11 protein-coding genes and 1 riboswitch are annotated in these 13,337 nt (G+C 73.0%); of the genes, 2 read left to right on the top strand and 9 right to left on the bottom strand.

All coding sequences use genetic code 11. From position 1 onward, the window contains the following. Window positions 1-92 precede the first annotated feature (92 nt). On the top strand, window positions 93-632 hold the full coding sequence (locus IG63_RS0104620; RefSeq protein ID WP_051706142.1) for an inorganic diphosphatase: 540 nt from the start codon (window positions 93-95) through the stop codon (window positions 630-632). A 337-nt stretch (window positions 633-969) separates the two neighbouring features. Further along, the gene (locus IG63_RS0104625; protein ID WP_030483211.1) at window positions 970-2,052 is read left to right on the top strand and encodes a Fic family protein; all 1,083 of its coding nucleotides are present in this window, start codon (window positions 970-972) and stop codon (window positions 2,050-2,052) included. Between the two features lie 26 nt (window positions 2,053-2,078). Here the strand turns inward: IG63_RS0104625 and IG63_RS0104630 are convergent, their stop codons facing one another. The 9 genes from IG63_RS0104630 to IG63_RS21315 all read right to left on the bottom strand — a co-directional run bounded on the left by IG63_RS0104630 (window position 2,079) and on the right by IG63_RS21315 (window position 13,268). Then, the gene (locus IG63_RS0104630) at window positions 2,079-2,732 is read right to left on the bottom strand and encodes a class I SAM-dependent methyltransferase (RefSeq protein WP_051706143.1); all 654 of its coding nucleotides are present in this window, start codon (window positions 2,730-2,732) and stop codon (window positions 2,079-2,081) included. After that, entirely contained in the window at window positions 2,732-4,771 is a 2,040-nt protein-coding gene (locus tag IG63_RS0104635; protein WP_051706144.1) for an acyl-CoA dehydrogenase family protein, read from the bottom strand. The genes IG63_RS0104630 and IG63_RS0104635 overlap by 1 nt, the downstream gene beginning before the upstream one ends. A gap of 75 nt (window positions 4,772-4,846) precedes the next feature. Further along, a complete protein-coding gene (locus tag IG63_RS21310; RefSeq protein ID WP_051706145.1) occupies window positions 4,847-6,250 on the bottom strand; it encodes a C40 family peptidase in 1,404 nt (467 codons plus the stop codon). Between the two features lie 281 nt (window positions 6,251-6,531). Next, entirely contained in the window at window positions 6,532-7,605 is a 1,074-nt protein-coding gene (locus tag IG63_RS0104645; protein ID WP_245604325.1) for a phosphatase PAP2 family protein, read from the bottom strand. Between the two features lie 10 nt (window positions 7,606-7,615). Then, entirely contained in the window at window positions 7,616-8,620 is a 1,005-nt protein-coding gene (locus IG63_RS0104650) for an ABC transporter ATP-binding protein (RefSeq protein WP_030483216.1), read from the bottom strand. Then, the gene (locus tag IG63_RS0104655; RefSeq protein ID WP_030483217.1) at window positions 8,620-10,251 is read right to left on the bottom strand and encodes an ABC transporter permease; all 1,632 of its coding nucleotides are present in this window, start codon (window positions 10,249-10,251) and stop codon (window positions 8,620-8,622) included. The genes IG63_RS0104650 and IG63_RS0104655 overlap by 1 nt, the downstream gene beginning before the upstream one ends. After that, complete coding sequence (locus tag IG63_RS0104660) at window positions 10,227-11,321, bottom strand: thiamine ABC transporter substrate-binding protein (RefSeq protein WP_036194398.1); 1,095 nt, start codon at window positions 11,319-11,321, stop codon at window positions 10,227-10,229. The genes IG63_RS0104655 and IG63_RS0104660 overlap by 25 nt, the downstream gene beginning before the upstream one ends. Window position 11,322: 1 nt before the next feature. Further along, window positions 11,323-11,428: riboswitch (TPP riboswitch) on the bottom strand. Between the two features lie 51 nt (window positions 11,429-11,479). After that, window positions 11,480-12,250, bottom strand: coding sequence for a sensor histidine kinase (locus IG63_RS0104665; protein ID WP_030483219.1), 771 nt, complete (start codon window positions 12,248-12,250; stop codon window positions 11,480-11,482). Beyond that, window positions 12,240-13,268, bottom strand: coding sequence for a cobalamin B12-binding domain-containing protein (locus IG63_RS21315; RefSeq protein WP_084596613.1), 1,029 nt, complete (start codon window positions 13,266-13,268; stop codon window positions 12,240-12,242). The genes IG63_RS0104665 and IG63_RS21315 overlap by 11 nt, the downstream gene beginning before the upstream one ends. Between the last annotated feature and the right edge of the window lie 69 nt (window positions 13,269-13,337).

A 13,337-nucleotide genomic window follows, 5' to 3' on the forward strand; every position in this document is an offset into this window, starting at 1 on the left:
CTCGACGTGCGCTCCCGTTGGTCGTGCGCGAGACTAGCCGGACGGGCGCCCGCCGACGGGTCAGGTGCCGACGTGCAACTGGAGGAGTCGCGGTGGAGTTCGACGTACTGGTGGAGATCCCGAAGGGTCAGCGCAACAAGTACGAGGTCGACCACGAGAGTGGCCGGATCCGGCTCGACCGCACCCTCTTCACCAGCACGCAGTACCCGGCCGACTACGGCTTCATCGAGAACACCCTGGGCCTCGACGGCGACCCGCTCGACGCCCTGGTGATCCTGCAGGAGCCCACCTTCCCGGGCTGCCTGATCCGCTGCCGCGCGATCGGCATGTTCCGGATGACCGACGAGGCCGGCGGCGACGACAAGGTCCTCTGCGTCCCCGAGACCGACCCGCGCCTGGAGCACCTGCGCGACATCAACCACGTCTCGAAGTTCGACCGCCTCGAGATCCAGCACTTCTTCGAGGTCTACAAGGACCTCGAGCCCGGCAAGTCCGTCGAGGGCGCCGAGTGGGTCGGCCGCACCGAGGCCGAGGCCGAGGTCCGCGCCTCCTTCACGCGCTTCGAGGAGTCCGACCACGCCGAGGTCGAGGACGACGCCGCCCCCGCCGCCGGTCGCCACACCGACGGCTGAGGTCGCCCGCTCCCCCTTCCGCTCCCGCGCTGCCACGGACCGCCAGATGGCCCCACCCCGTCGTACAGGGACGAACCGGCCACCGGCGTCACGAGGTCGCCGGGTAGACGGTCGCCCACGGATCTTGACGAAACTGCAGGGCAGCGGGGGCGTGGCGGTTCAAGCTGGTTCAGTCATGACCGCCGTTTGACACCGATTCCGGGGCTTCGTGCATCACTTTCGTGCATCACGCGGGCGCCTCAGCTATGTGTCGGGTCTCCTGACACGTCCAGGTAACGTGTTAGGTTTATCTGAAATTCTTAACACGTAGTGCGGACGAGTCGAAAGAGCTGACACGTTGTCCTGGAGCCCCGAAGTCCCCTTCAACGATCTGCCACCGCTGCCGCCGGCTGGCCTCGACCTCGAGCCCAAGCCCGTGCTCAAGGCCACTGTCGAAGCCCGCGCCGCCCTGGCGACACTCGCCCAGGCCGGCCAGCTGCTGCCGAACCCCGGCATCCTGATCCACGCTGTCCCACTGCTCGAGGCACAGGCCAGTTCTGAGATCGAGAACATCGTGACCACGGCCGATGAGTTGTTCAAGCACGTCGACACAGGTGGGGGAGACCACGCCACGAAGGAGGCGCTGCGCTACCGGACCGCGCTGTTCGCTGGGGTCGAATCGATCAGGAGTCGGCCGCTTACGGCGGCGACGGCTGCTCGCATCTGCTCTGAGCTGCATGCTCGGGAGATGGCTGTGCGAGCTGTGCCCGGCACCCGGATCGCAAACCCCACGACGCGGGAGATTGTGTACGCGCCGCCCGAGGGAGCCGACCTCATTCGAGGGAAGCTCGCGGCGTGGGAGCGCTTCGTCCATGCCGAGGACGATCTTGATCCGTTGGTGCGCATGGCAGTGGCCCACTACCAGTTCGAGGCGATCCACCCGTTTCACGATGGAAATGGGCGGACCGGACGTGTCATCAACATCCTGATGTTGATCGAGGCCGGCCTGCTGCACGAGCCGATCCTCTATCTCTCGCGCGCGATCATCGCCCGCAAGAACGACTACTACCGACTTCTGCGAGCGGTGACCGCCGAAGGCGCCTGGCTCGACTGGATTCTCTACATGCTCGACGTTGTCCGCGAGTCTGCAACGTCGACGTCGCGGAAGATCGGAGCCATCCGCAAGTGTCAGGAGGACATTGCCGAACGAGCTCGCGCTGCAACTCCGGGTGGACGGGACGCACAGTTCTTGGCCGTCCTGTTCGAGCAGCCCTACTGCCGCATCAGCATGGTGGCCGATCGATGCGATGTGTCGCGTCAGACGGCGTCGACGTGGCTGCACGCCCTGGTTCAGGCGGGTCTCCTGAGCGATGTGAAGGCTGGAAGGGAGATCCTCTTCGTCAACCACGAGTTTCTGGATGTGTTGACGCGGCCCGAGTGAACGAACTCGCGCCACGAGACCGGCGCTCAGCCCCGCGTGCCGGTCACGTAGCCGAAGGGGCCCGAGCGCTCCAGGGTGGCCTCGACGCGGAGGGCGTGGAGCCAGCCGGTGAGCTCGCGGGCGGTGACGCCGGGGCCGAGCAGGCCGGCGCGGCGGCCGACGGTGCGCAGCGGCCAGGTGCGGGGTCCGCTGTCCTCCAGCAGCGTCGACCACGACAGCGAGCCACCGGGGCGCAGCACGCGCACCATCTCGGTCACCGCGCGTCGGGGGTCGGGGAAGCAGTGCAGCCCGGTCAGGCTGACGACCAGGTCGAAGGTCGCGTCGTCGAAGGGCAGCGCCCCGACGTCGGCCGCCACGGTCTCCACCTGCTCCTCCACGCCGTACGCCGCGGCGCGCGACGCCGCGCGCGCCAGCATCGCCGGGCTGAGGTCGCAGGCGACGTAGCGCAGCCCCTGGCCGGGCCGCAGCGCCCGCAGGGCCACCCCTCCGCCCACGGGCACGTCGAGCACCGCCGCGCCGGCGGGCTGCTCGCCGACCGGGGCCGCGGCGGCGTACAGGCGTGCGAGCGGGCTCCCGGTGCCCAGCCGCCAGGCGGCGCCCCCGAGCCGCGGGTGCTCCACGGTCCAGTCGTAGACCGTGGCCCACAGCGGGTCGGCGTCCCAGCCGCCGAGCAGCGGCATCAGGCGATCCCGGACTCCGCCGCGGTCGCCTGGCGCAGCATCTCGACGTCGAGCAGCTCCTCGGGGATGCCGAAGCCGTCGCACAGGTCGGCCGCCACGGGCCGCACCTCGCGGCACAGCTGCGCGATCTCGCGGGTGATCGCCTTGCTGCGCTCGCTCGAGAGCCGCCCGTGCTCCATGAACCAGCCGCGGTCGGCCTCGATCACGGTCAGCGCGTGCAGGTCGCACAGCGCGCCCAGCGCCGCGCGGTTGGCGTCGTCGGCCGGCAGCGCGTCGAGCTTGGCCACGAAGGCCTCCAGGACGAGGCGCTCGACGTGGGCGCGGGCCGCGTGGATCACGTGCGACTGGGCGCGCCCGAAGACCTCGGCGGGGTCGTGGCCGGCGTCGATGCCGCGCTTGAGCCGGCGGGCGACGCCGGAGAGCGAGTGCTCCTCGCGCCAGCGCAGCAGCTGCAGGTGGTACGCCGGGTCGCGCAGCCCCGCGTCGGGGGCGCGGCCGGCATCGCCGGGCAGCACGTCGCGCACGCGCTCGAGCAGCTTGTGCACCGCGGTGCGCTCGATCACCGTCTCCACGGCGAGGTCGGCGACGAAGCGGACCATGCCGAGCTGGTCGAGCTCCTCGAAGTTGGTGCTGTAGTCGGTGAGCAGCCCCTTGGCCACGAGCTGCAGCAGGATGTGGTTGTCGCCCTCGAAGGTGGTGAAGACGTCGGTGTCGGCGCGCAGCGTGCCGAGCCGGTTGGCGAGCAGGTAGCCGGCTCCGCCGCAGGCCTCGCGGCACTCCTGGATCGTCTCCGAGGCGTGCCACGTGGCGAGCGCCTTGGTGCCGGCTGCGCGCGACTCGAGCGCCCGCTGGTCCTTGTCGCTGGGCTCGGTGCCCCCGGAGCGTGCCGTCGCGATGCCGTGCAGCTGGTCGGAGAGCACCTCCTGGGCGAAGTGCAGCGCGTAGGTGCGCGCCAACAGGGGCAGCAGCCGGCGCTGGTGGAGCCCGTAGTCGAGCAGCACCTCCTCCGTGCCGCTCCCGGGGGTGCCGAACTGGCGGCGCTTCTCGGCGTACCGTAGCGCCAGCGTGAGCGCGACCTTGCTCGCAGAGATGCCGGCGGCGCCGACGCAGACGCGCCCTTGCACCAGGGTGCCGAGCATGGTGAAGAAGCGGCGGTCGGGGTTGTCGATCGGCGAGGCGTAGGTGCCGTCCTCGTCGACGGTGGCGTAGCGGTCGAGCAGGGCCTCCCGCGGCACGCGCACGTGGTCGAAGCCGATCCGGCCGTTGTCGACACCGTTGAGGCCGATCTTGGGGCCGTCGTCCTCGATGGTGATGCCGGGCAGCACCTGCCCCTGCTCGTCGCGGAGCGGGACGACGAAGGCGTGCACGCCGTGGCGCTCCCCGTCGACGTCGAGCTGGGCGAAGACCGCCGCGACGGTGCCGTGGCGGGCGGCGTTGCCGATGTAGTCCTTGCGCGAGTAGGCGTCGGGGGTGTGGATGACGAACTCGTCGGTCACGGCGTCGTACGTCGCGACCGTGCCGAGCGCCTGCACGTTGGAGCCGTGACCCGTCTCGGTCATCGCGAAGCAGCCCAGCAGGCGGGCCCCGATCAGGTCCTCGAGGTACGCCGCGTGGTGCCGCTCGGTGCCGAGCTGCAGGATCGCGCCGCCGAAGAGGCCGAACTGCACGCCCGACTTGACCAGCACGCTGAGGTCGCTGAGGGCGAGCGTCTCGAAGGCCGCGATGCTGGCGCCCACGTCGCCGCCCCCGCCGTAGGCCTCGGGGAAGCCGTGCGCCTGGGCGCCGGTGCCGGCGGAGTCGACGATGACGTCGCGCACCTGGTCGCGGTAGTCGTCGCGCGAGAGGCGGAGCCCGGCGTCGACCAGGTCGGCGTGCTCGGCGATGGTGCGGCGCACCTGGTCGCGGACGGCGGCGTACCGGCCGTCGAGCAGCTCGCGGAGGCCGGCGACGTCGACGGAGGTGTCGGAGCTGCCCGGACTGTCGGGGGCCTCGGAGGGCTCGGGCTGCCGGGGGTGGTCGGAGGACTGCAGCAGTGCCATGACCTCACTGTGCCCGAGAGCACGACCGTGCACGCAGTCTTTGCGCGAAGCGTCACAGTGCTCGCGCCGAGCGCGCTACAGGCGCACGGCGAAGGTCGGGTACCAGTAGCTGTAGGTGCTCACGCGGACGTCGAGACCGGTGCGCGGCGCCTCGATGTAGCGGCCACTGCCGAGCGCGAGGGCGACGTGGTGGATGCCGCTCTGGGCGCCGTTGCTGCTCCAGAAGAGCAGGTCGCCGGCGCGGGCCTGCGAGACGGGGACCCGGGTGCCCTCGGAGTACTGCGCCACCGAGTAGTGCGGCAGCGACTTCCCGCCGCGCGCCCACGCCTGCATGGTCAGGCCCGAGCAGTCGAAGGTGTCGGGGCCGACGGCGCCCCAGCGGTAGGGCTTGCCGACCTGCGCGTAGGCGTAGGCGACGGCACGCTGCACCGCCGAGCTCGACGGGGCGGGGGCGGGTGCCGGGGCCGGCGCCGGAGCGGGTGCCGGTGCTGGCGCGGGGGCCGGGGCCGGTGCGGGCTCCGGCTCGGGTGCCGGTGCGGGGGCCGGGTCCGGTGCGGGGGCCGGGTCCGGAGCGGGGGCGGGCTCCTCCGCGGGGGCGGTCGACCCGCTCGCCTGCTCCGCCTCGCTCGCGGCGGCGGCGGTCGCGGCCGCCGCGGCGGCCTGCTGCCGGGCGCGCTGCTCCAGCGCGTGCTGGCGCCGGGTCGCCAGGGAGACCGAGATGCTCTGGGCGCGGGCGAGCTGCGCGATCAGGCGCTGGCGCTCCCCCTCGATGGCGACCGTCGCGTCGGCGGCGGCCTGGGCCGAGCCGGCCGCGGCCGCGGCGAGGCCCTCGGCCTCGGCGGCGAGGTCCTGCTGCCGCTGCTCGGCGGCCTCGGCGCGCTCGGAGGCCCGCTCGGCGCGCTCCGAGGAGCGCTCGAAGTCCTGGAAGCGCGCGTCCATCGACTGGCCGGCGCTCTCGACCACGGCCTGCCGGTTCATCAGCCCGGCCGGTCCGTCGTCGCTGAGCAGGGCCGTGGCCGTGCTCAGCTCGGTGCCGTTCTGGTAGCTCTCGGTGACCAGGCCGACGATGCCCGAGCGCTGGCGCTCGACGTCGGCCTCGGCCTCGCGGCGCTCGGCGGCCGAGCGGCGTACGTCGTCCCGGGCCTGCTGCAGCTGCCAGACCGCGCCGTTGTAGGCCTCGGCCGCCTGGGCGGCGGCCAGGTTGGCCTCGTCGAGCCGGGCCGTGGCCGCGGCCAGCGAGCCCTCGATCGCCGCGACCTGGTCGCGCGAGCTGGTGACCTCGCGCTCGGCGTCGGCCACGTCGTCCGCGCTCGGCGCGTCGTCGTCGGCCCACGCGGGCGTCGCCGTCGGGGCCAAGGTGGCGGCGAGCAGCAGCGCGGCGAGGCCGGCCACGACGCGGGCACGGCCCCGGAGGGGACGGCCGGCGGAGGCGGCGCTCAGGTCGGCGCGCAGGTCGGCGCAGGGGACGGCGCGGCGCACGTCGCGACACCTTTCGTCGGGGGTCCGTGCCGCTTCCCCACGGCACGGACCTGGCCGACCTTAGGTCCCTTTCGTCACACAAGGAACACCCTTCACATAAATACACACGTGTAACTCGCGTGTCGTCTTGACACAGGGGTCACGCGCGTCCGCGCCGATCCGCCTCAGATGCCGGAAGCTCAGGCGGGTCGGCGCGCATCTCAGGCGGGTGGGCGTGCAGATGAGGCGGGTCGGCGCGCATCTCAGGCGGGTGGGCGTGCAGATGAGGCGGATCGGCGGGGCTACTTGGCGCGGAGGCGCAGGCCCGGCTCGTCGTCGGAGGGGACGCGTGCCGTCGTGGTCGTCGGGTGCGTGTGACGCCCGTGCTCGTCGAAGCGCTGGCCGGTGGCCAGGCCACCGAGGTAGAAGGCGGTGAAGGCGATCAGGGCGCCGTAGATGTCGTCGGCGACGTAGTGCCAGCCGAAGTACGTCGTCGCCAGCACGGTGAGGCCCATGAAGGTCCAGCACACGATCTTGATGATCCGGTGGCGCACGGTGTACTGCGCGATCAGCGCGACGAGCAGCGTGACGCCGACGTGCAGGGAGGCGAAGCCGGCGATCGACTGCACGCCGTCGGAGACCCCGCTCATCACGTCGCGCCGGCCCCAGTAGAGCGCCTCCAGCAGCCCGCTCACCTCCGTGGTCTCGAGCTCGGAGTAGAGGAAGGGGAAGGCGAAGTTGGGGCCGAGCGTGGGGATCATGTAGTAGCTGGCGGTGCCGAAGGTCCACACCAGGCACTGGCTGGTGACGAACCAGTAGCCGAAGCTGACGTTGCGCGACCACACCACCCAGACCGTCACCGAGATCGGCACGATCGGCAGGAAGATCAGGTAGATCCACGAGAGCACGTGGGCGGTCACCCCGGTGCCGAGCACGTCGTGCAGCACCACGGCGGCGTCGTTGCCCAGGAAGAGCCACTGGTCGAGCTTGTGCAGCTCGTAGTCGCCCGCGACGCGGGCCTCCTCGCCCCGCAGCACCGGCAGGTAGTTCTTCAGGTTCCGGTAGCTGACGTAGGTGATGTAGAAGCAGATCACGCCGAGCACGACCAGCTGGATCCGCTCGCGGGTCCAGTGCTCGCGCACCAGCAGCCGCGCCTCGCTGCGGAACTGCGCCAGCTTGCCGCGCGAGCGCCACAGGGTGCGGGGCACGATGTCGACGACGAAGGCGCCGAGGATCAGCAGCGGGGCCCGCACCCACGCGGGGCCCAGGAAGCCGTCGGGGTCGCGCAGCGGGATCCCGAGGTACTGGCTGAAGCCGATCGCCAGACCCGCCATGACCACCGTGTTGGCGATCATCAGGGTGTAGGCGCGGCGCACCCGCAGAAGTCTAGGCCGTGACCCGAGGGAGCGACGCGAGCCGGTCGGGGTCGAGGGAGAGCCGCACCCGCTCCCCCACCCGTACGGCGCTGCCGGGAGCGGCGACGCCGGGGAGCCGGCCCACGCCGTTGACGTCGAGCACCAGCCGCACGTGGTCGGGGTCGAGCCGGGCCTCCAGCACCCGGGCCGCGAGGGGACCCTCGGGGTCGAGGTGCACCGCGGAGCGCCGCAGCGCCAGCGCCGACCAGTCCGCCTCCGGGGCAGCCAGGCGCCGCAGCGCCGCGGCCTGCTCGCCCTCGAGGGTCTCGGCGTAGCCGAGGAAGCGCGCGGTCCAGGCGTCGACCGGACGCCGCCACACCTCGGCCAGCGACCCCTGCTGGACCACGCGACCCTCGCGCATCACCGCCATCCGGTCGGCGACCGCGAAGGCCTCCTCCTGGTCGTGGGTCACGAGCAGCGCGGTGACGCCGGCCGTGTGCAGGATCTCGTGGAGGTCGGCCGCCAGGCGCTCGCGGAGTCCCCGGTCGAGCGCCGAGAGCGGCTCGTCGAGCAGCAGCAGCCGCGGCTCCACCGCCAGCGCGCGCGCCAGGGCGACCCGCTGCCGCTCGCCGCCCGACAGCGTCGCGGGCAGGCGGGCGTCGTACCCCTCCAGGCCCACCAGGGAGAGCAGCTCGGCGACGCGGGCCTCGCGCCGGGCTCGCGGGGCCCGGCGCAGGCGCAGCGCGTAGCCGACGTTGCCCGCCACGGTGAGGTGCTCGAAGAGCTGGCCGTCCTGGAAGAGCAGCGCGAAGCCCCGGCGGTGCGTCGGCACCCGGGCCAGGTCGCGACCGTCGACGGCGACCCGACCGGCTGCCGGGCGCTCGAGGCCCGCCACGACGCGCAGCAGCGAGGACTTGCCGCACCCGGAGGGGCCGAGCACGGCGGTCACCGACCCCGTCGGCACCTCCAGCGAGACCGCGTCGACGGCGAGCGTGGCGCCGTACCGCACGCTCACGGCCTCGACCGAGAGCCCCATCAGAAGGCTCCCGCTGAGCCGACGCGCAGCCGCTGCACCCCGAGCACCACCAGCGTGGTGGTGCCGGCGAGCACCACCGAGGCGGCCATCGCCATGCCGAAGTTCTCCGCGCCCGGCTGACCGATCAGGCGGTAGATCACCACCGGCAGCGTGGGGTCGTCGTCGCGGGCGAGGAAGGCGGTCGCGCCGAACTCCCCCAGCGACACCGCGAAGGCGAAGCCCGCCGCCGCCAGGAGCGCTCGCCAGGCGACCGCCAGGTCGACGGTGCGGAGCACCCGGAGCGGCCCGGCGCCGAGCGAGGCGGCCGCCTGGCGCTGGCGGTCGTCGACGGAATGGAGCACCGGCGCGACGGTACGCACCACCAGCGGCAGCGCCACCATGGCCTGGGCGACCGGGACCAGCAGGGCGGCGCTGCGCAGGTCGAGCGGGGGCCGGTCGAGCGTGATCAGGAAGCCGAAGCCGACGGTCACCGCCGAGACCCCCAGCGGCAGCATGAAGAGCCCGTCGAGCACGGCGGCACCGGAGCCGCGCCGGGGCCGGGAGACCAGGTAGGCGACGAGCGTGCCGAGCAGGAGCGCGAAGGCCGAGGCCTGCAGCGCCACCGTCAGCGAGGTGGTCAGCGCGCGGGTCACCGGCACGAGCAGCGCGTTGCCCTCCCCCGTGGTCGCGAGTGCCGCGTAGTTCTGCAGCCCCCAGCCGTCACCGCGACGCAGCGAGGCCACCAGCAGCGAGACCAGCGGGGTCATCAGGAAGGCGACCACGGCGGCGGTCCACGCGAGCACCCCGAGGTGACGCACCCCGGGGCGCGGCAGCGGACGCGGGGAGCGCGCCACGGGTCCCGAGCCGCGGCGCGCGCGGGCGGAGACGCCGAGCAGCCCCACCACGACCGCCAGCTGGAGCAGCGAGAGCGCGGCGGCCCCGGCCAGGTCCAGCTCCTGGGTGGTCAGCAGGTAGATCTCGGTCTCCACGTTGGCGTAGCGCAGCCCGCCCATCGTCAGCACGACACCGAAGGCCGTGGCGCAGAAGAGGAAGACCACGCTCGCCGCCGAGACCACGGCCGGCCGGATCCCCGGCAGCGTCACGGTCCACCACACCTGCCACGGGGAGGCGCCGAGCGCGGCCGCCGCCTCCTCACGGCGCGGGTCGTGCCCCTCCCAGAAGGAGCCGACCGTGCGCACCACGACGCTGACGTTGAAGAAGGCCAGGGCGAGCACGATCGCCACCGCGGTGCCGTCGAGCCCAAGGCCGCCGAGCGGCCCGGACGGCGCGAGCAGCTGCCGAAAGGCCACCCCGACCACGACGGTCGGGAGCACGAAGGGCACCAGCACGAGCGCGCGCAGCAGGTCACGGCCGGGGAAGCGCAGCCGGTGCAGCGCCCACGCCACCGGGAGGCCGAGCACCACCGCGAGGGTCGTTCCGGCCGCGGCGGACCACAGCGTGAACCACAGCACCCGGTGCACCCGCTCGCGTGCCAGGACCTCGATCACGGCGCCGAGCTCCCAGGCGCCGTCCGGGCGCAGGCCGCGCAGCAGGATCCCGGCCACGGGGTAGGCGAAGAAGAGCCCCAGTGCCGTGAGCGGCACCGCGGCCAGGAGCAGCCGGGTCGCTAGCGCGAGACCAGGTCGCGCCACTCGCGCACCCAGCCCTCGCGGTTGGCCGCGACCTCCGCGGGGTCGACGGCGTACGGCGTCTCGGCGGTCGGGGCGTGCTCGGCCCAGGCCTCCGGCAGCGCCACGTCGGTCACCGGGTAGACGTACATGTTGTCGGGCAGGGCCTCCTGGAACTGCTCGCCCACCATGAAGTCGATCAGCTGCTGCATGCCCTCGGGGTTGGCAGCGCCCTCGAGCACGCCGGCGTACTCCACCTGGCGGTAGCAGGTGTCGAGCAGCGCGGCCGTGGTCGGCTCGTCGCCGCCCTCCGGCACCGTGAAGGGCGGCGAGGAGGAGTACGACAGCACGAGCGGGCGGTCGCCACCGCCGCCACCGGCGGTGAAGTCGACCTCGTAGGCGTCGGACCAGCCGGCGGTGACCTTGGCGCCGTTGTCGACCAGCGCCTCCCAGTACGCCGGCCAGTCGTCGCCCTCGGCCGCGACGGTGGCGAGCAGGAAGGCCAGGCCGGGCGAGGAGGTCGCCGCGCCGGGGGTGACGAAGAGGTCGGCGTACGCCGGGTCGAGCAGGTCGTCGAGCGACCGCGGCGGCTCGAGGCCCTCCTCCTCGAACCAGGTGCGGTCGTAGTTGACGCACACGTCGCCGAAGTCGACCGGGGTCAGCTCACGCTCGCCCCCGGGCAGCCGGTACTGCTCGGCCTCCTCGGGCAGCGCCGCGTCGTACGGCGCCAGCACGCCCTCGTCGACGGCGCGCGAGCCGAAGGTGTTGTCGATGCCGTAGACGCCGTCGGCGAGCGGGTTGTCGCGGGTCAGCACGAGCTTGTTGGTCAGCGTGCCCGCGTCGCCCTGTGGCTGCACCACGACCTCGATGCCGGTCTCGTCTCTGAAGGCGTCCAGCACCTCCTCGGGCATCGCCCAGCTGTCGTGGGTGGCGAGGGTGATGGTGTCTGCCTCGGCTGCGGCGTCGTCGCCGGCGCTGCTGCCGCAGGCGGTGACGACGAGCGCCAGGACGGGGACCGCGGCGAGCGCACGGAGCGGGGTGCCGCGGCGGGGGCGGTGGTGGGGACGGGGGGTGAGGACGAACGGACGACGCATGAGTCGATCTCCTTCGACTTCCTTCGCCGGTGCTAACCGGAGCAGGTTCGAGGGTCTGCGGCGCACCGCACTCTCAGCGCCTCCGTGGCGCTCCCCTGTCGGACGCGGCCCAGCCTAGGACATCGCCGACCGGGAGCGACGGGACCCTCACCCGGGCCTCACGCGAGGTCGGCGTAGACCTCGTCGACCGAGAGCGGCAGCTCCATCAGGAAGGTCGCGCCCTGCCCCGGGCGCGACTGCACGCTCACGACGCCGCCGTGACCCTCCACGATCTGCTTGGTGACGTGGAGACCGAGCCCCTGGCCGGGCAGGTGCTCGGTGGCGGGCTCGCGGTGGAAGAGGTCGAAGACGTGCTCCTGGCCCTCCGGGCTGATGCCCGGGCCCTCGTCGTGCACCGAGACCTTGGCGTGCTCGATCCCGCGGTCGACGGCCACGGAGATCGTCGAGCCGGTGGGGCCGAACTTGATGGCGTTGCCGAGCAGGTTGCCCAGTGCCCGCTCGAGCTTGAGCGGGTCGCCGTCGACCCAGCAGCCCTGGCCGTCGACCTGGTCGACGAGCAGGAGCAGGCGCATCCGCTTGGCGTCGGCGAGCAGCCGGGTGCGCTCGACCACCGACGAGACCAGCTCGACGACCTCGAGGCGGCGTACGTCGAGGTGGGTGGGGTTGTCGAGGGAGAAGCCGCGGTTGAGGTCGGCGAGCAGGTCGGCCATCGCGGTGGCGCTGCGGTAGAGCTGCTCGAGCCGGCCGCGCAGGAAGGGGTCGAGCCCGGGGTGCTCGAGCATCGACTCGCTGAGACCGAGCACGACCTGCGCCGGACCCGACATGTCGTGCAGCGTGGTGGCGCTGAGCCGCCGCTGTGCCGCGAGCTCGCTGTTGATCCGCCCCATCTCGCGGAGGAGCAGCTCGTGGCCGGGCTCGTCAGCGTGCACGGGTCCGCACCTCGGTCCACGAGCGGCACAGCTCGAGCGCGCCCCTGGCGTCGGGGGCCCAGCCGTCGGCGCCGACGAGCTCGGCCAGCCGGGGGTTGATGGTGAAGGGCCGCCCGCCGACGAGCACGCGGACGTCGGCGCATCGCGGGTCGGCGCGCAGCATCGCCACCAGCTCGCGGACGCCGCTGATGTGGCCGGCCATCGTGGCGGAGACCGCGAGCACGTCGGCTCGGTGCAGCGCCACCTGCTCGACGACGTCGCGGTGGGGCACGTCGGCCCCCAGGTAGGCGGTGCGCCAGCCGGCCTGCTCGAGCAGGTCGGAGATCATCCGGATGCCGACCTCGTGGCCCTCGGAGCCGACGCTGAGCGCCACGATGCTGTGGCCGAGCAGGGTGCGGTTGAGCAGCATCCGGGGGTAGAGCAGCGAGAGCGCGAGCTGGGTGATCGCGGTCGTGTAGTGCTCGTGGGCGATCGAGATCTCGCCGGACTCCCAGAGCCGCCCCAGCTCGACCTGCGCCGGCTGCAGGATGGTGAGCATGATGTCGGCGGCGTCGAGGTCGGCGAGCATCGCCTCGCGCACGACCTTCACGGCGTCGTCGCGGCGGCCCGCCAGCGCGGCGGTGAGGTAGTCGCGGGCCGGGCCCTCGCCCAGCTCGACGGCGCCGTCGGCGACGCTGCCGCTCGCCCCGAGCACCGAGGCGGCGTGCTGCAGGTCCTGCACGGCGCGCATGGCCGCGTCGTCGAGGTGCGGCGCGAGCGCCTCGCGGACGACGCGCTCCACGTCGTCGGGCCCGAAGGGCGCGCCCGCGCTCTCGAGCCGCACGGCCTGCCACCTCAGCTGGTCGGCGAGCAGCTCGGGCATGTCGAGCGAGAGGGCGGTGTCGAGGGCCTCCAGGTGCAGCCGCACCACCTCGACCACGGTGCCGGTGAGCAGCTGCAGGTCGGCGGCCACCTCCTCGGCGAGCACCCGGACGTCGACCGGGACTCCCGAGAGCGCAGGGGCCTTCCACGACGGCATTGGCCGGGGGTACGTCGGAACGCGCCGCCGCGCACTGCTCCGAACGGACCTTTCCGCACGTCAGGGGCG

It is taken from the genome of Nocardioides aequoreus, assembly GCF_000720335.1.
Taxonomy (GTDB): Bacteria; Actinomycetota; Actinomycetes; order Propionibacteriales; family Nocardioidaceae; genus Marmoricola; species Marmoricola aequoreus.

Bases quoted from the DNA above. Each gene is read 5' to 3' on its own strand.
- IG63_RS0104630 (WP_051706143.1), bottom strand. From the start codon at position 2,732: ATGCCGCTGCTCGGCGGCTGGGACGCCGACCCGCTGTGGGCCACGGTC.
- IG63_RS0104635 (WP_051706144.1), bottom strand. From the start codon at position 4,771: ATGGCACTGCTGCAGTCCTCCGACCACCCCCGGCAGCCCGAGCCCTCC.
- IG63_RS0104650 (WP_030483216.1), bottom strand. From the start codon at position 8,620: ATGGGGCTCTCGGTCGAGGCCGTGAGCGTGCGGTACGGCGCCACGCTC.
- IG63_RS0104660 (WP_036194398.1), bottom strand. From the start codon at position 11,321: ATGCGTCGTCCGTTCGTCCTCACCCCCCGTCCCCACCACCGCCCCCGC.
- IG63_RS21315 (WP_084596613.1), bottom strand. From the start codon at position 13,268: ATGCCGTCGTGGAAGGCCCCTGCGCTCTCGGGAGTCCCGGTCGACGTC.